The sequence below is a fragment of the Streptomyces sp. NPDC048419 genome (assembly GCF_043200415.1).
Taxonomy (GTDB): domain Bacteria; phylum Actinomycetota; class Actinomycetes; order Streptomycetales; family Streptomycetaceae; genus Streptomyces.
This window is the reverse complement of sequence record NZ_JBICXT010000042.1, coordinates 1-16,843: the sequence shown is the minus strand read 5'-3', so window position 1 is coordinate 16,843 and position 16,843 is coordinate 1. Positions and strand designations below refer to the sequence as shown.

Below are 16,843 nucleotides of genomic sequence, written 5' to 3'. Positions count from 1 at the left end.
TCTCATTTCTTGCCCCGGATGACTTTGGGACAGACCTTGATCGGGATGGTCCGGCCCTGCAGTTCCTTATCCTGCGATACCGTTATGGTGCTCGGTGAGGCGTTCAATCCAGAGCAGTCTGGCGATCTGCATTTCCTCTCCTGGCACTATTCCCAGCCGATTGTTCATGAGGTGAATATGATGGAATGCCGTGAGGTAGTCACGTCGTGGCAGCCCTTCAGTACTCACCATGTGCCAGAAGTCCGTGGTGTAGCGGGACAGTATTGGCCCGGTATCCGGGTCGTCCATGACATGGTCAATGAACGTGCGCAGGCGGCGTGCCCGGCCGATGGCGGCCGGGTCCCTATGGTCGAGGGCCGGAAGTGATGGCTGCCAAGGGGTGTCGATTCGCGCACGGCCGGACCAGTACCAGGCGTACTGATGCAAAAAGGGGATGTGCATTTTCTGCGGGAGGCGGCGGATGAGCGCGTCGGTGTGGGCTGCGCCGATGGCTGTGCGCAGTGGGCGCAGATCGGGGCGGGCACAAGCCAGTGCGGCCTCGCTGCCGCGCTGCATGATTCGCTCTGCCAGGGCCACCCCCTGCGGGCCGCCAAATTTCTCATACTCGGGCTCGTAGAGGCGTTTGGTCACCATACGGTTGACCTGGCCGGTGGGAGGGCCAGCCTTGGCTCGCAGATTGTCTAGAGCGATGGTGAATGCTTGGTCGAGCTCTGCCTCACAGGCGGTGATGCTGCTCAGCGGTGCGTAAATTCGCAGCCTGAGGTGCAGGCCAAGGACGTCGATGTACTGCAGGAAGAACCATTGCACCCCGGGCAGTTCTGTTACGAATCGGCGCATGGTGGGTGCGACCACCCGCTCGACCAGATCTCTGATCTCGGTGAGGCTGGCTACGTAGACGCGGTAATAGAGCCAGTCATGGCGCATAACGCACCATCCCTACGAACTCGGTGGCCGCCGCGGATCCTTGCTCTTTTGCTGACCAGTACTCATCGCTCGATGGAAGTGCTTCGGAGATGGTGACGCGTGCCGAATCGTCGATCTGCCGCAGGGCGACCCACAGCGAATGTGGGTGGTTGAATCCCATCCACTGGGGCTTGCGGTATTCACTGCGCATGTGGGTGATTTGAGCGAGGAAGACCTCCTCGGGCAGGTGATGCTGCCGGCGCCAGCTTTCGGCTTCGGTGAGAAAGCTCGCCAGTGACTGGCCGCGCACCGGCCGGGGCAACTGATCCGCCGTCATCTGCCAGCTCTCCCGGCGCAGGACCACCCTGCCCTGCCGCACACGCGGTTGGTGAGGTGCGGATGGTTCTTCTGGAAGTTGGAGCATCCAGGGATCGCTGAGCGTGGCGAGAACCCGGTCAATGCCGCGCAGTTGGCTGAGAGGGACGGAACCAAGATAGGCGAGGGCCGCGGCGGCGCCGTCACCGTCGCGGATCTGGAGGGTGTCGGTGTCGCGGTCGTGGGTCAGGCTGAAGTTGCGCAGATCATGGGCGGTGCCGCCCCGGTCGGCCAGGTCGCTTCCCCAACCGATGCGGGGAAGCCCCCGCAAGGTAGGCCGCTGGTAGCTAACCCAGTCGGCGTGTGCTGACATCTGGTAGATCCGGCAGCCCGGATGCTGCGTGGTCGACCAGGTTGCGAACTCGTGGTCGAGGCGGTCGTGAAGAGCGGGGATGGTGGCCCACCTGGAGAGCAGTCCGTGGAATCCGCAGTGCAGCGTGTTCACGACGAGTGTGTATTGCCCGCGGTCGACGTGGGCCGGTGACGGGGCCGCCACTTGGAAGAAAACGGTGTGGCTGGCTCTGGCGAGTGTTCTATGGCCTTCGGCTCCCACGCGGAGTGCTCGCTCTGGCGTTCCTGCCTGCATGTACCACAGTGGTGAGAAGGCAGTGGTGAGGAATTGGTAGCAGAAGGAGAGGAGATCCACGGAGCGGCCACTGCCGTACCAGTGGGTGAAACGCTCCACCAGGCGGTCGTAGAGCTGCCTCCTGTGGAGTTGCGGCCGCAGGTGCGCGACGAGCGAGTGGAGATCGTGGCGTATTGCTGGGTTCAGGGGCAGGTGATGTTCTTGTCCGTGGCCGGCCGCATTGTGTAGCAGGCCCACGTGGGCCAGCCATTCGGGTGGTTGTCTGTCGAGATGGCGATAGGCGGCTGTGACCGCGGTGCGTGCTCGGCGCTGCATGCCGACGAGATCTGCCGTGGGCAGTTCGTCATTGAGTTGCTCTTCTACCGCGGCCAGGGTGCGGACTGCATCTGCAACGCCTCCTGGAGCCTGGTCGATGGCGTCGGCGAAGGCTCGAAAGTGCCGCCCATCTGGCAGCGGCCATGGGGTGACGGGATGAAGAATGCCCATGGTCACCAGCCGGGCGATGGTGGACTGGTCCACCCCGAGCAGTTCGGCCGCCCGCGCCACCGTGACGGGTTGCGGCGGCAGCTTGTCGAGAACCCAGCTGGCCTCACCGCAGTCCGTGATTTCATCCTCGCGCAGAAGAACGCCGTTGGCCCAGCTATAGAGCGGTAGGGCGGCGAGTGTGCGCGAGCCGAGCTGACGGATGCTCGGATTGCGTACCACGCTCAACTGGCGTGGGGCATCGGCGTGTCCGATCCAGGCGCGCAGCAGGTCTAGCGCCACTGCACGATTGATGGTGATGGCACTCAAGCCGTTGGGACCGCAGACCGCGGATCGTCCGAGCCAGTCGGAGAGGCCTACGGTGGTCAGAGTTCCAAATGGACTGGGCTTGAGCGTCCCCCTGATGAAATAGGCGGTGGCGCTGCGTGTCAGCTTTGAATCCCAGGTGGGTGCTGCATCGGCAGGGTATTTGAGCAGTTCTGTGGTGAAGGCGGGGCTGGCAAGGGCAAGGCCACCGCGGAGGATGCGGGGATCTCGGAGCCAGTTGAGCATTGCTGCTCCAGCCTTGGCGATCTCCCGCTGCGCTGTCTGCTCGGCCTGTGCCACCCGGTCGAGCCAGCCCTGTGCGGCTGCCGTCCACTCGTTGAGGCGGCCACGGGTGTCTGCGGGAAGATGGGGGGCCACCAACGCGGTGGCCTGGGCGGTAGCTTCAGACATGCGCAGGTTGTGAATGTCGCGTCGCAGCCGCAAAGCGGCCCGCCGCGCCGGCCTGTCCAGGTCGGGCGAGGGCACCAGCCGTTCGAGTTCGCCCTCCAGCGAAGAGGCCAGGAGCTGCGCACGATCTCGTTCGGCGAGGGCCTCGCGCACCAGTCGCATCGTCTCGGGGGTGCGCAGCGCGTCCAGGGCAGCCACCGGCAAGCCGGCCACCCGGGACACGATGAGCGAGGCACTTTCTGCCACTACAGGTCTCCTGGTGAAGGCAGTTGCTGCCACGGCAGCAGGTGCCGGGTTTCTTGCTGCCACTGCGGATCGTTCACTGGCCGCCAGTCGGCCCAATCACCCTCGTTGTGCGGTGTCGGCCGCGTACTGGGGACGCTGCCGAGGAGGAATTCGCCGACGGACGACTCGCGCAACGGGTCGAGATGGAAAGCCCTCTCGGCTGCTTCGCTGCTGCCGCTGCCGAGACCGCAGGGGGCAAGGCCCATCGCCGTTGCCACGAGGTACATCGTCTGGTAGAGGACACCAACGTGTTTGAGTGTCACCGCATAGGCGATGGATTGGTACTTCCAAGCCAGCCGCTGGAAGCGGGAGGTTATCGTGATCAGCATGTCCGGCACGGCGATGCCGCCGGTCGAGGTGGAAGCAAAGTCCAGCATCTCTTGCTGCGCCGCACGGTCGGAGTTGATCAGGCGTAGCCGGTGGCCGTGGGGGTCGTAGTGGTAGATGCCGGGCTCGAGCCCTTCGCACCGCCTGATCGTCAGGTATAGCTCCAGCTCATAGGCGGCGCCGCCGCACGGGTAGGGGCGGGTGCTGGCTTCGTAGGGCATGCCCTGGTCGGGACGGGGCCCATAGGTGCTCTTGACCCTTGCCACGCGGTAGAGGAATTCGCCGAGCTGGGTCAGGCTGACGGGCTGATCACCGTAGTGGCGGATGGACTGACGGTTTTCCATGACGGTCAATAGACCCGCATCTGTTGTGAGGAGATCCTCGAGATGCGGTCGGTACAGCTCAATTCCTTCGCCCGCCGGAGCAGGCTTCAGCACCGGCAACGGCTCGATCTTGCCGACGTAGGGGAAGCGGCCACCGAACGGCTCGTCCGTGCGGCCGAACCGACTGCGGGAGTGGAAGAGCAGGTCGTGGAAGTCCCACTGCCTGAGTGCTTCGTCTTCGTCTTCGGGGAAGATGACGCCGCTCTCGGTGATTCGGCCGACGTCTGCGAACCCGGCGCCGACCAGGTGACCGAGGAGTTCGGCCGCCACTGGCTCGGGCAGCGCCGGACTAGCGAGGGAGGCGGCTGTACAGGTGCGGGCGAGGGCCGTCACCACCGTGGCGGCGGGGGGAGCCTTGAGTACACATCGGTGAGCGGCACATGGCGACTCAAGGACCATTCCCCCCTCACGCCGTCGAAGAAAAGCGAACTTTGACAGGCGTACTGGGGTCTCCGGCTCAACGTCCGCAGGCTCGTACGGCCGGATGGGGGCAGTGGCCTCCATGGACATGAGGTCTTGACCCTCGAGCATGAGGCTGGTGGCCAATAGCGGTGCAATGCATTCTAGGACTCTGGCCAGTTGCTGCGTCTCACGGGCATTGAGCCCGGTGTCCAGTTCAGCGGTGGGCACCGGCTGATCGGCCAGGTGCTTGAGCACCTTGAGGATGCCGTCGGGTACCTTGTGCAGCCGGAAACCCACGCGCTCGCCCAGGGAAAGCAGGACCGCAGAGTCTTGCTGCTGAAGGCCGACCCCCTGTCGCAGCATTGTTCCGATGGTAAGTGCCGGTTGTCTGGGTTGGTTGAGTGTGCTCATAGGAACATCGCAATCGGGTTGAGGTCGCGTTCTGTCGCCGGCTGGTCGAGCCAGCCCATGTCCAGGGGGACGTCGAACAGTCGGCCAGGGGCATAGCGGGGCCAGAAGTGACGCATGCCGGGAACGATGACGCGGGCCACGGGAAGGCCGATATCGACTCGCGTCTGATCGAGGACCAGCATCTCCATGCCCTTGCTCTCGACGATCTGCTGGGCACGGTGGACGTCGTGGAGGAGGTCGTCGGTGGCGACGTCCGGGTAGTCGTCCACGGTGCGCGCGCTCGACTCGTCGGGCAGGAGATAGGGCTGGGATTTCACGGTTGCCGTGCGCCACCAGTCCAGTTGGTCTGGATCGTTATAGGCGTAGCGGCCGGTGCCGTCTGCCCGCATCCCGATCACCGCGGGCAGGAACTGGTTCATCTCCGACAGTGCCCGGCCGATGGCCACGCGGATGTCGAAATGGCAGCCGAGCGCGAACAAAATGTCCTGGGCCGGCTTGTCCATACGGTAAGAAACGGCGACCACCGAGGGGATGCCGAGGTCGTTGGTGACATCGAGTACCCATGTAGCACGGTTCAAGGAACGATAGCGGTCCTGCCAGCGGGCGAAGTACGGGTCATCGAAGGAGTCGAGGTCGATCCTGGGCCTCCGCAGCCGGTGGTACCACCACATGGCCACGGTGTCCCGCTCGACGAGTTCGAAGAAGCCTTGGAGTATCGCATCCTCCAGGCTTGTACCAGCAGCGCAGCCGTTGGAATTGGCTCCTGCATGGAAGGGCATGTCCTTGCTCGTGTAAGCGAAATACAAGCAGGAGGTGGGGAGGTACTTATGCCGCTGCTCCGTCAGGGACCACACGGGTGACCATTCCAGTCGCCTCTCCGGATCCATCTTGTCGCTGACCCAGTGGAAATGAGAACTGCGGGTGTTCCACTCCGCACGATCGGCGAACTGCTGCTCGCTGTAGAGGTGGATGGCGTTCGGGTCGATGGCAAGGTCAGGGCCCAGTGCTTTGTAGGAGTTGACGATGCGCGCCTCGTCGCCATGGAAGACACCCGAGTAGCGCTCGATGGCCTCGCCGAGGGCGCTGGCACGCGCTTGGAGATCGCTGATGCCCTTGCCGGCGCTTCTGCTGCGCAGACCGGCACGAAGATCTGCAGCATTGGCCATGGGCATGGCGAAGTTCTGATCGGCGGTGTATGTGTGCAGCCCTTCGACCTCGAGCGGCACCTTGGTCAGCCTGCTCACCGGTCCGCTGATCGGGCTGATGAGGTGCTGAAAGGTGTCGAGGAATTGCTGGGGGTGTGTCGCCCGGTGGCCGCCGTCGGCTGTGGTGGCTTTGGGACGGCTGACCAGTTTGAGCGGAGAGCGCTGGCGGGCCGCCTGCAGATCGGGGTCGCCGCATGCGGGACACTGGGAACGGCGGACGACCCGATGATGGTCCAGTTCGAGGGTGGCCGTGTCGAGGGAGATCACCTGTGAGGTGCTGGGGCCGGGGATCCCGGCCAGCATCTTGGCGGTCTCCAGTGCAGCGATTCTGGTGGCGATCTTGACCGTGCTGGGGACGTCGGCCACTGAGTGGACCAGTACCTCCTGCAGCGCTCCCCGCTGGTGCAGGTAGGACTGCAGCGTGTGTTTGTGGGCGAGCCGTACGCGCAGGCATTGGTAGCAGGCCGTGGTCGCCGCATCGAACACCGGTCCCACCCACAGGACACATCCGACGGGCTTCACCAGCAGCCATGGGCGGCCTTCGTCCATCAACTGGCGGTTGATCGCAGTCAGTTCCGGGCGCAGGTAGTCGTCTGTGAGCACAACGGTCAGCGCTGCGGACTCGGCTTCGCCGACCGTGATTCCGAATTCGGCGGCTGCCTCGGCAAACCAGTGGGCTTGGACGTCTCCGACCGTCATCAGGTGCACCGTGGCATCGCGGATCGTGCGTGCCGCCTCATCGCCTTGGGCCCCTAGCAACTCCCAATAGCCGGCTTCTCGCTCGTTGGTTTCGGGGTCGGACTCGACAACGTGGCCGGCCGCCAGCAGTATGTCCAGGCCCCGCTCGACTCTCTGGGAACTGAATTGTTCGGCCAGCTCACCGACGATGTCCGCACGTCGGTGCCGCCCCTGCAGCAAAGGTGCCATTGCCTCGACAAGTCCGCCTTCCAGGCGGACCTGTCGCAAGTGCTCGGAGGTGAGATACACCGCATCTCCGGTCACCGTGGTGCTCCGAACGTATCGTTTGAATCTCATCAATTTTTCCATAGAAATTCCTCTTCACGTAAGGCTCGAGGCCGCCAGGTCGGCGAAAAGGCCACCGTCAGCCAACAAGCCCTCATATGTGCCTGATTCGGCGATACGCCCTTCAGAAAGGACGACAATGCGGTCGGCGCGCCGGATGGTGGAAAGCCGGTGCGCGACTACGACCCGTGTGATCCCCAGCGCGTCAATGGCCGTGCTGACCTGATCCTGGGTCGCGTTATCCAATGCGCTGGTGGCCTCGTCCAGGAGCAGGATCTGCGGTTGTTTCGCCAGGGCTCTTGCGATCAGCAGTCGCTGCATCTGCCCGCCGGAGAAGCCTGACAAGCCGTCAGTCAGGTGCGTGTCCATGCCCATGGGCAACTGCTGGATGTCCGCAGCGATGCCGGCCAACTCGGCTGAGCGCCAGGCGGTGATGTCGTCGCGCTCCGGGCTGCCCCCCAGGATGAGGGACCGGATGTCACCCCGAGGGGTCTTGCTGTCTTGCGGCACGTAGCCGATCTGGCTGCGGACCGCGTCGAGGTCCAGCTCACACAGATCATGGCCGTCCAGCAGGATCGAGCCCTCATCCGGCGGTTCGAGTCCCAGCAGCAGCCGCAGCAGCGTCGACTTTCCAGAACCGGATTCGCCCACCACAGCGAGGAATTCGCCCGGGTCAACACACAGGTCCACGCCGTCCAGGACCGGGGTGCTGGAGTTTGCGTAACGGAACGTGACATTACGGAGGTCGGCACGACCGGTGATCCTGCCCGGCAGGACCGCGGTCGGCTTGACTTCGGGCGGGGCGGTAAGGATCGGAAGCAGCCGGGTGTGCATCGCCGGCACCCACAGCAGCACTTGGAGTACACCCGGAAGGCGGCTGACGACCAGGTTCAGTTGGACGGCCGCGAACGAGGCCGCCCAGATGCCCGCTCCCCCGATCCCGCGGGCAGCAATCAGCGGCAGCAGCGCGGACAACATCAGGGGGAGGGCAACCGTGATCAGGGCGGTGGAGATTTCCAGATAGCGCAGGCCTGCGTCATCCGAGCGTTTCTGCCGCGAAAAGATCTTCCACCATCGCGCGAACACGAGATCTTGAGCCCCATACACACGAACTTCGTCGATCCCGAGCAGCGCCGGATAGACCATGGACTGAACACTCTCGACGGCGTCATAGACCTCCAAGTCGTGCCGATGTTGCCTCCAGCACAGCCACGTCACTCCCGCAAGCAGCGTGACGGCGATTCCCACGGCGACCAGGCCGAGCACCAGGTCGACGACACTGAGCAAGGCGATGGCCAGGGCCGCGAAGACCACGTTGATCAGCGCGTCCAGACCCGACGAGCCCAGCATGAGCCGCAGTCGACTGACACCTGACGCGTGGTTGAACAACGTGCCGGTGGAGTGTTGCCGGAAGAAGGACAGGGGCAGGTGCAGCAAACGGTCCCAGACAGCCGGCTCGAAGCCGGCCTGCAGACCGCTCTGGGCGACCGCGAGGCAGTGATCACGCAGCCTGCCCAACAGCCAGCCGGCAGGAACAGTGGCGATGACGGCGGCACACAACCAGGCCACCCGGTCATCCTGTTTGAGCAGCAGCGCCGTGATCAAGAACAGGGAAGCAATGGGCACGACGAAAGACAGGAGAGAAACCACAAGACCACTCACGACCGTGCCAGTCACTGCCCTTCCCGAACCCCGCAGCGCGAATCGCAGCAGTGCCCACCCGCGCAGGCCTGCCGACGGCAGGCGCCGCTCCATCACCCAGCCGTGTCGGTCGAGTCGGTCATGGTCTGCCGTTGTCAGAGCACGCTCGAGCCAGGCGGAACCGGGGGCGCTGATGGTCCAGCCGCGGCGTGAGGGCAGCAGCACCACGGCCTCTCCCTGACACCCCGCAACAATGGGCATCCTGGGCAGACTGTCCAGCGCCTCGCGGACTACGGCCTGCCGTGCGCGCACTCCCACCCGGGCCGCGGCCAATACGATGGGATCGCTCTCGCAGGGCCGGCGCCTGGGCACATAGGCATCCGCAATTCCGAGGACCGGCAGTACCCGGTGGATTGCCGCCCGGCAGCTCGACCATTCAAGGACCGTGTGTGTCATCGGGCGGCACCCAGCAATTGCCGGTAGTGCCCCGGCCTGGTAGCGAGGCGGCTGTGGGTGTCCAGCTGCACAGCGCAACCACTGTCCAGCACCAAGATCAGGTCGTCGGGGCCGGCACAATCCAGCCGGTGCGCGATCATGAGCGTGGTGACACCTGTCCGGCGCAAGTTCATGTCGATCCGGGCCTCGAGCGGCCCTTCCACCGCGCTCATGGCCTCGTCGAGAATCAGCACCGAGGGCCGTCGGCACAAGGCACGAGCCAGGGCCAGCCGCTGTCGTTCACCGCCCGAGAAGTTCTGACCGTTGGCCTCAACCTTGGCTCCCCAGGCCCCCCCGCGGCGGGCGACCACCTCATCCAGGCAGGCAGTGGCAAGCGCCTCAGCGATCATTACTTCATCGACGTCGGCTCCTCCGAACCTCACGTTCTCCGCGACGGTCCCCTCAAACAGCGCCGGGTGCTGGCTCACATAGCCGATCGTTCCGGGCGGATAGGAGTCCAGTGGACGACCGTCGAGGACGATCTCGCCGCCCCACGGCCGTACACAGCCAGCAACGAGCCGGGCCACGGTCGACTTTCCGCTGCCCGTTTGACCAACGACGATGAGCCTTTGCCCCGGCTCCAACCGGACACTGAGCGCGGTCAGCAGGGGTGGCCGGTTGGTGTCGTAACCAAACTCGACAGCAGAAATCTCCAGGCGCCCAGGCGCATGGGACCCTGTTGAGCTGGCGTACCGGCTCCGGTCACAGCCCGCGGTTCGCTCTGAGCCGCCTGGTGCCGCGGCCGCGTCGACAACATCGCGATACGACGAAAAACTGCTCTGCAGGCTACCCGCGGCCAATCCGCTGCGGGCCGTCGTCCCTGAGGCGGCCTGAAATGCGCCGACCAGTGTGACGACCGAGATCAGGTCCGGGAGCGACAACTCCCCCCGGCTCACCGCGAGTCCGCCCCAGATCACCACCGCGACAGAGACGGCCGAATCTGCGGCGGTAGCCCAAGCCATCAGGCGCTGTGCCGAAACCATCGAGGCGTGTGCCAGGACGGTCCCCCTGGCATGCGCCTGTCCCCACCGGTCAAGGAGTCTCCTGACGCTCCCCTCTGCCTTGAGGGTATCGATCATGTTGAGACCACTGATCATTTCGCCGTCGCGAACGGATTGTTCGGCCAACAGCCGTCCTTGACGGTAGGACTCCTCCGTCGTGCCTCTACGCAGGAGGATCAGCGACCAGGCTGCACCCAGCCCCGCCAGCAGCGCTGCTGTGGGTGCCAGCATCAGCAGCACCGTGAACAAAATGGCCATGCCGGTGCCACCCACCAGCACCGGGACGACCGTGCCTGTCAGCTGGTTGGCAATGGTGTCCGATATCTGCACCCTGGCGGCGACGCCGCCGATGAAGCGGCGGTCGAAGAAGGCGGAGGGCAGATGGAGCAACGTCCGCATCAATGACCGGGAGCGCTCAGCCGACAGTCCACGCAACACTGCGGATTGCAGCCGTTGCTGAAGCCAGCTGGCGAACAACACGCCAACGGTCGCACCGACCATCATCACCATGAGCCGCCGGGCCGCAGAGAGGTCGGACAGCTCAAGTTTCATCACCGCAGCTCGCATGAGGAGGGTCGCACCCACCGTCAGACCGGAGGACACAGTCCCTGCAACGACTGCACCCGCCACCAGACCCCGCCGGGAGCGTGCCCAGGCCACCACTTCGCCGATCACGGTGTCTCGCTCGCCACCCGGCACGAAGTCCGCAGTGCACGTAAACGTCAAAGCGATCCCGCTGAACCGCCTGCGGAACTCAGCCAGTGTTATCCGACATCGGCCGCAGGCAGGATCGTTGAGGACGAAGGACCCATCATTGGTGACCTCGTCCAACACCACGAAATGATTTCCATCGACAAACAGAATCGCCGGTGCGCTGAGGGTCTGCATGGCCCGGATGTCGCTCGGGTCGTCGCCCGACAACCGGACACGTATGCCACGGCCGGCCAACCCATAGTGCTTCGCCGCCCGTCCCAGGGCGGCCGCCGTAAGGCCGTCCCGGCCTCCGCCACACTCACGTTGCAACTCCTCCCACACCACATGCCGGCCAAACCAGCTGAGGACCGCTGCCAAGCAGGCGGCGCCACAGTCCGCCTCTTCCACCTGACGCACATGCCGCGTTCGCACCGCTCGTTTCCGACCCAAACGCTTCCAGCCACTCATGGCGCCCCTCATACATCGCCGGCACAAGCCACGACAGACTGTGCGCCGAACTGCAGCCAGAGTTGAGCAGGGCTATTGAAGGCCAGATCGTTTCGCCACATCACAGCATCGCTGGGCGTACCCAACGCCACCTTTGTCTCGGCAAGCTTTCGAAGCACCAATTCGCCCTGCAGCAGGCCGAGGCGGGCGCCGAGGCAATAGTGACGGCCGTGACCGAAGGTCAACGACGTGCTCTGCACCCGATCCCACCGAAATTCCAGCGGGTCCTTGAACCGGCGTGGATCGAGATTGGCGGCCGCATAGGCGACCATCACCACATCGCCCGTGCGGACGATACCGCCTGCGAACTCGACGTCCTCACGGGCCGTGCGGACACCGAAGGTCGCAGGTGCCAGCAACCGGACCGATTCCTCAAACGCCGCCAAACACAAGCCAGGATCTTCCTGAACGCGCTTCCACTCCTCCGGCCGATCGAGCAGACACAGGATCGAGTTGGACAGACCACTCGTCACCGTATCGACCCCAGTCATGAACAGCAGCAGGACCAGATCGACGACCTCCTCGTGGCTTACCTGGCGCGCGGCCTTGGCAGCAGCAAGCCGGGAAATAACATCCGAACCCTTGCTGTTCGCTCGCTGCCGAACCAGGTCATCCACGTAGGAGCGAAGCAACCTGAACTGCCCAACAGAGATGGGATCAACGGACGCCGTCATCCCCAGGTATCCCGTACTGAGCTGGGCCAGCATGCCTTGCGCCCAGCCCGTGACCATCGGCCAATCCTCCTCCGGCAGATCGAGCAGCGCCGCCGTGACCAGCGAAGGGAGCGGTATGGCGACCTTGGAGACAAAATCGCCGCCCCCGTCGGCCAAGAGGCCAGCGAACAAGTCGTCGACCAGAGCTGAGGTCCGCTCCCTGAGCCGGTCGAGAGACCGTGCGCTAAAACCGCCAGAAAGCACTCCCCGCAACCGCCGGTGATCAGTGGACGCCTGGAAGGTCAGAGATTTCTTGAAAAATTCGACAAAATCTGGATTTTTCTTCCGAACCGGATCCGGAAATTTGGGTTCCACCGTCGTAAAGCTGGAGTGATTCAAGATGTCTATCACCAAGTCGTGGCGGGACACTGTCCACATGCCCGGGGCATCCGGGATCTGCGGGAATCGCACTACTGGCGCGCCTCGAGCCATCTCGGCAAAGAGAGCCGTACTGTCTCGCGTCCAGCCCTCCTGCAAGATAAACCAACGCAACAGTCGGCCTGCGATCTCCGATGGTGACATCTCCATGCTCCTCAATGCGATTGGCATCGCCGCCGCTACTTCTCTACTGCGAAGGCGCGATTCCGTTTCGCAGTTTGTGAATCATCCATCACTTAGCTTCTTCGGCTGGGACTCGACCGGGTAATGGAAGTACGGTTGTCGACCGGGGCTGGACCTGCGCCGTCAGGACAGCCCTGCACGGTGCCGATGCGTCAAAGTGTCTCCCGATGGGTGGCGACTCTGAAAGAAGCTCGCTGGTCAGTCAAAGTCATACTCGCCGATTCACGACGTTTAGGGTTCGGTACTGGCAAAGATTCACCAGTACCGAACCCGCCGGTCGATTCCGTCCCAGAAATTGACCCAGGAGGGAGCCAACTAACCTAAATCTGCTACCCCGTGAAACAGCCCCACGTGCCAGCAGTGCCAGGGCAACTCATAGTGCCGACAGTACCGAAGCAGTTACCGGCCGCCGCACCAGCCTGCGACAGGTCTTCGATAGCGATGTCCTCAATCTTGACGGCATCGATATCCGACGCATTGAAAGCGTCCTCAGGGTAAGTTACGATCACGATATCCACCTCCCTTCAAGATCTCTACAGACAATGAATGCATCACTTCGAGCTGATACAGGCGGCAGTCGAGGCCGTGGACGGGCATCCCGCGCATGCGGCGGTAGAAGCGCATCCCTTAGTGGCTGTATTCGCGGCGCCAGATTCCGTCAAATCTTCGATGCAGACATCCTCAAGGACATCGAACCCAGGTTCAACGACGATTTCGTTCATTGTTCACCTCTTTTCGGATGAATGAAACTCTGGCTAGCGTCAGCCACCGAAACAGAATCCCGACGCGACCGTGAAGGGGCAGGTTGCCGTGCTAACGGTGCCACCGCAGTTGGTGGTGTTACCGGACATCCCACCGGCCACATCGAGCTCTTCGATCGCGATATCGTCGAACTCTGGCAAAGGCTCATCAACGTTCATGTTCTCACCTCCCCGAGTGGCGCGAATAAATGCATGCGCGCCAGTTAAGTCCTTCGATTGGAATAGTCCCCGTTGGCGAGAAATGACATCCCGGGAATGGATGCACAGGAAGCAGTTACTCCGCCATCCACTGCATAAAGGCGAATCTGTCACGGGTGCTGCTTGAAATTACCTATCCCCGCACCTATTCAATGCAGCTCTCCAATCCAAGGCTGCAACCATCATGACCTCGGGTCGAGCGATTGCATCAGTAATTGCTACTCTCATCCGATACTTGAAACCGTGATGCCCGTCACATGCATCGATTCGATGCCGCGCGGAAGATACGTCCGGTTCACATAGCTCTTGGGTGACTATGTTCTATACATCCCGCCAGGTACGACTCACCTGTGATGTGCTGTCTGCCGGTCGGTGGATGTGCGGCACTACGGTGCGTGATTAGAACTCCGGGTTGTTGAGTTCGGTTGAACTGGGGCCGCGAGACCGGTGCGCGGTGAATAGGGCGGTGGCCCGCATCTGGGGCACGGCGGTCCGCTGTCTGCAAGCACAACGACCGGCGCGGCATGGTCGCCCGGATCTGTTATCGGCCCGGCGAGGAGCGGCGGCGGTTGCTACTGGAGCGCCCTGCGCCCCGCCCCTCGCGCCAGGCCCGGCGCCACAGATCGGCCGCAAGTTGGGCCACCACGAGCGCCTTCGCGCCTCGCCGGCCCGCGTGCGAGCAATTCCGTCACCCCTACTCGCTGCACAAAAGAAGGACTCCCCTTACCCTCATCGCGGCCCTGCAACGGAATTGGCGGCCTTCGGAGTTGGCATGACTACCTCCCCTTGCCGAGTGCATGGCCTGGGGCCGGCTCCGAAGACACTGAGTGCTTTCAGCGCTGCCGCTCCAGGGTGAGGATGGTTGCGGCGATTGACGACATTCCATTTGGACTGCACCGGGATGCGCGGAAGGCTCGCCAGGACTTCAGACGGGCCACACCCGCTCCACCGTTGCCCGCGCCGCCGAAAAGCTCGCGGCTGACGGTTCGCTGGGTTGGCGTGAGGTCGCCGCCCGGCGGCCCTCTGAGGGGCGTCGTCACCCACGGGCGCCATCTGGCATGTAGGCGCGGTCGGCAAGGACGGGGGCGCCCTGGCACACGCAGATCCGGATGATCCGGGTGGACGCGGGCCGCAGTCAGGTCGTGGGCGCGGCCGGGCAGCACGGGCGAGAACCACAGCAGCCAGCCGGCCGGGGCGGTCACCATTCATCCCCTGCCGACGATGTTTGTGCGAGTAGTTGGCACGGCCCTCGCCAACCCGGTTGCACTTGGCGAGGGTGCCATCCAGCAGCAGAACGCAGTCGGGTCGGCTTCACGCAGGGCACGCAGTAGGCCCTCCTCGACCTCGCGCTGGCCCGCCTCAAGGAGGCCGACTCCACCCATGTCCTGACCGCGGTGCGCGACCTGACCCGACTGGAGCTGATCACCGAGGCGGTCCGTGCCGCACTGGAAGAAGCCGCCGACACCTCCCCTCACCTGCTGGACGACCTGGTCGATGAGGACTGGGGACGCCGCTACGGCCGCCCGGTCCGCCTGGGCAAGAACCCCACCGCGCCCAAGACCAGGATCCTCGCCACCGGAAACGATGCCGTCCGGCTCCTGGAACACCTCCACCGGCATGGAGCAGACCGCACGTCCGGCTCTCGTAGGCCCTGCGCCAGATCATGGTGCACAACTACCACCGTGACGCCGCAGGACACCTGCGCTGGTGACGCTTTGGGCGGCAACCCACGCGGCGGCCCGACCAGGAAAGCCGCCCACGTCGGGGCTGTTTCATCGGGCAGATGCTCGGTGTAGGCAAGGCGGGAGTGGTCGTCAAGGGCCTGATGTACCGCGACTGGCCGAGGGCCTCCCGGCCGGCTGGGAGGTGCAGATCCCCGACGTGCCGGGCCGCGGGCCTGGCGACGAACACCCGCGCTGAGCGACGCCGCCCTGCTCGATTACTTCCTCACCCAGCTGGACAGCCAGCTGACAGGCCGCTTCGTCCTCTTCGGACACAGCATGGGCGGCCTCGTCGCTGCTGGCCCGGGCTCCGTCTGAGGCGGCATGATGAGGGTGTCAACGTCGCCGTGCAGACGGCGCGACCGCAGCGGGCGTCATGCCCTCCGGGCCCAAGCAGCGCGCCCTGCTCGCCACTCTGGGCGTCTACCCACCACAGCCAAGCAATGGCCGCCTTCCTCACCGACCGTCCCGCCCTCCGAGCCGCCCATCGCGGACTGACGGCCACACAGCACCCACGAGCCCAGCCCATGAGCCCTGCCGGATGCAACAGCGCCTTCAACCAACCGGCTGCATCGCCGACCTGTCATGACCGATTTCCGGCCTGCCCAGCCACCCGCCCCTGGGTGTTGGCCGGGTGGCCCGACCGCGGCCCGCGCAAGCGCCGGAAGAACGCGCCTTCGCCCGTCATCAGCCACTCCGCTGGAAGATCATATGCGAGTCAGCCACCATTTGCTTAAGTTTCCCCGGCGCTGGAGCCCTGCAGGCTGGCGAGGGATTCGACGATGCTTTTTCGGATTCGGAAGGCTGTTGACTGGACCTGCATGATCGGGAGTATTTCTTCAGGGTCGGCTGCCCGCAGTACGTTGCCTAGGGCACAGGCCGCGGCAGAGCTCCAGTCTGCATATTCGGCAAGAGTGGCGGATTCTTTTTCAATTCGTGTCAGTGTGTGGGCCAGCCATTCCGAGACCGGGTATCCGTCAGTTACTCGACGCAAGCGATCGGCTACAATCTTGTGAAGCTGCAGGAGGAATCCGGCCGAATGCTCGTCAGAGGGTGGGCGTGCATGGCAGAGTCGCGTAAGGGTCTTCAGGAGGGTTTTCGACCAGTAACGGATGAGGTCGACGTCATCGCTTTCAAAGACGGCCTCGTAGACGTGGTTCAGGGCCCCTTGACTGGCATCGAGGCTTGCGTAGCTTTCCAGCCGAGGACCGAAATGGTTCTTGATCATATCGTTTGCCCTACGTCAGGTTGACTCATTTTCCTAGCGAGAAAGGTTTCGCAGAAAGCGGTAGATTTTCCCTGGTATGGTGCCTGGCTTGGGTGTCCTCTCCGTATGCGGCCGGACCGTGGCGGGTGTGGACCCTTACCACTGTCGAAGGCCGGGGCAAGGGCAGCTCAGGCAGTTACTCCTGCGCGGGCAGCCGCGCCCAGTGGGTGGCCCTGTCTCCGGCGAGC

The 16,843-nt window shown here is 64.0% G+C and carries 11 protein-coding genes and 1 pseudogene; 1 reads left to right on the top strand and 11 read right to left on the bottom strand.

Translation table 11 applies throughout. The features are described 5' to 3' along the window. Positions 1–66: 66 nt before the first annotated feature. From ACGFYN_RS43705 to ACGFYN_RS43660, 10 genes and pseudogenes are all read right to left on the bottom strand, one after another. On the bottom strand, positions 67–924 hold the full coding sequence (locus ACGFYN_RS43705; protein ID WP_393871573.1) for a thiopeptide-type bacteriocin biosynthesis protein: 858 nt from the start codon (positions 922–924) through the stop codon (positions 67–69). After that, complete coding sequence (locus ACGFYN_RS43700) at positions 914–3,307, bottom strand: lantibiotic dehydratase (RefSeq protein WP_393871572.1); 2,394 nt, start codon at positions 3,305–3,307, stop codon at positions 914–916. The genes ACGFYN_RS43705 and ACGFYN_RS43700 overlap by 11 nt, the downstream gene beginning before the upstream one ends. Next, the gene (locus tag ACGFYN_RS43695; protein ID WP_393871571.1) at positions 3,307–4,869 is read right to left on the bottom strand and encodes a SagB family peptide dehydrogenase; all 1,563 of its coding nucleotides are present in this window, start codon (positions 4,867–4,869) and stop codon (positions 3,307–3,309) included. Before ACGFYN_RS43695 ends, ACGFYN_RS43700 begins: the two co-directional genes overlap by 1 nt. Further along, positions 4,866–7,121, bottom strand: a complete 2,256-nt coding sequence (locus tag ACGFYN_RS43690) for a TOMM precursor leader peptide-binding protein (protein ID WP_393871570.1) — start codon at positions 7,119–7,121, stop codon at positions 4,866–4,868. The genes ACGFYN_RS43695 and ACGFYN_RS43690 overlap by 4 nt, the downstream gene beginning before the upstream one ends. 12 nt (positions 7,122–7,133) lie before the next feature. Continuing rightward, on the bottom strand, positions 7,134–8,966 hold the full coding sequence (locus ACGFYN_RS43685; RefSeq protein ID WP_393871569.1) for an ATP-binding cassette domain-containing protein: 1,833 nt from the start codon (positions 8,964–8,966) through the stop codon (positions 7,134–7,136). A 224-nt stretch (positions 8,967–9,190) separates the two neighbouring features. After that, positions 9,191–11,395: an ATP-binding cassette domain-containing protein gene (locus ACGFYN_RS43680; protein ID WP_393871568.1), complete on the bottom strand. Its 2,205-nt coding sequence runs from the start codon at positions 11,393–11,395 to the stop codon at positions 9,191–9,193. 8 nt (positions 11,396–11,403) lie between these two features. Next, positions 11,404–12,669, bottom strand: a complete 1,266-nt coding sequence (locus tag ACGFYN_RS43675; RefSeq protein ID WP_393871567.1) for a cytochrome P450 — start codon at positions 12,667–12,669, stop codon at positions 11,404–11,406. 590 nt (positions 12,670–13,259) lie between these two features. Next, positions 13,260–13,430 (bottom strand): thiocillin family RiPP, encoded by a 171-nt coding sequence (locus ACGFYN_RS43670; RefSeq protein ID WP_393871566.1) that lies wholly within the window; start codon positions 13,428–13,430, stop codon positions 13,260–13,262. Between the two features lie 39 nt (positions 13,431–13,469). Beyond that, a complete protein-coding gene (locus ACGFYN_RS43665; protein WP_393871565.1) occupies positions 13,470–13,628 on the bottom strand; it encodes a hypothetical protein in 159 nt (52 codons plus the stop codon). Between the two features lie 872 nt (positions 13,629–14,500). Beyond that, positions 14,501–15,001: pseudogene (locus tag ACGFYN_RS43660) on the bottom strand (transposase family protein); the annotation flags it as partial. Positions 15,002–15,061: 60 nt separating this feature from the next. Here ACGFYN_RS43660 and ACGFYN_RS43655 point away from each other — a divergent pair. Continuing rightward, positions 15,062–15,463, top strand: coding sequence for a hypothetical protein (locus tag ACGFYN_RS43655; RefSeq protein ID WP_393871594.1), 402 nt, complete (start codon positions 15,062–15,064; stop codon positions 15,461–15,463). Positions 15,464–16,121: 658 nt separating this feature from the next. Here ACGFYN_RS43655 and ACGFYN_RS43650 read toward each other — a convergent pair. Further along, the gene (locus ACGFYN_RS43650; protein WP_393871564.1) at positions 16,122–16,616 is read right to left on the bottom strand and encodes a hypothetical protein; all 495 of its coding nucleotides are present in this window, start codon (positions 16,614–16,616) and stop codon (positions 16,122–16,124) included. Positions 16,617–16,843 lie beyond the last annotated feature (227 nt).

Bases quoted from the DNA above. Each gene is read 5' to 3' on its own strand.
- ACGFYN_RS43690 (WP_393871570.1), bottom strand. From the start codon at position 7,121: ATGGAAAAATTGATGAGATTCAAACGATACGTTCGGAGCACCACGGTG.
- ACGFYN_RS43695 (WP_393871571.1), bottom strand. From the start codon at position 4,869: ATGAGCACACTCAACCAACCCAGACAACCGGCACTTACCATCGGAACA.
- ACGFYN_RS43665 (WP_393871565.1), bottom strand. From the start codon at position 13,628: ATGAACGTTGATGAGCCTTTGCCAGAGTTCGACGATATCGCGATCGAA.
- ACGFYN_RS43675 (WP_393871567.1), bottom strand. From the start codon at position 12,669: ATGTCACCATCGGAGATCGCAGGCCGACTGTTGCGTTGGTTTATCTTG.
- ACGFYN_RS43705 (WP_393871573.1), bottom strand. From the start codon at position 924: ATGCGCCATGACTGGCTCTATTACCGCGTCTACGTAGCCAGCCTCACC.
- ACGFYN_RS43670 (WP_393871566.1), bottom strand. From the start codon at position 13,430: ATGAACGAAATCGTCGTTGAACCTGGGTTCGATGTCCTTGAGGATGTC.
- ACGFYN_RS43680 (WP_393871568.1), bottom strand. From the start codon at position 11,395: ATGAGTGGCTGGAAGCGTTTGGGTCGGAAACGAGCGGTGCGAACGCGG.
- ACGFYN_RS43650 (WP_393871564.1), bottom strand. From the start codon at position 16,616: ATGATCAAGAACCATTTCGGTCCTCGGCTGGAAAGCTACGCAAGCCTC.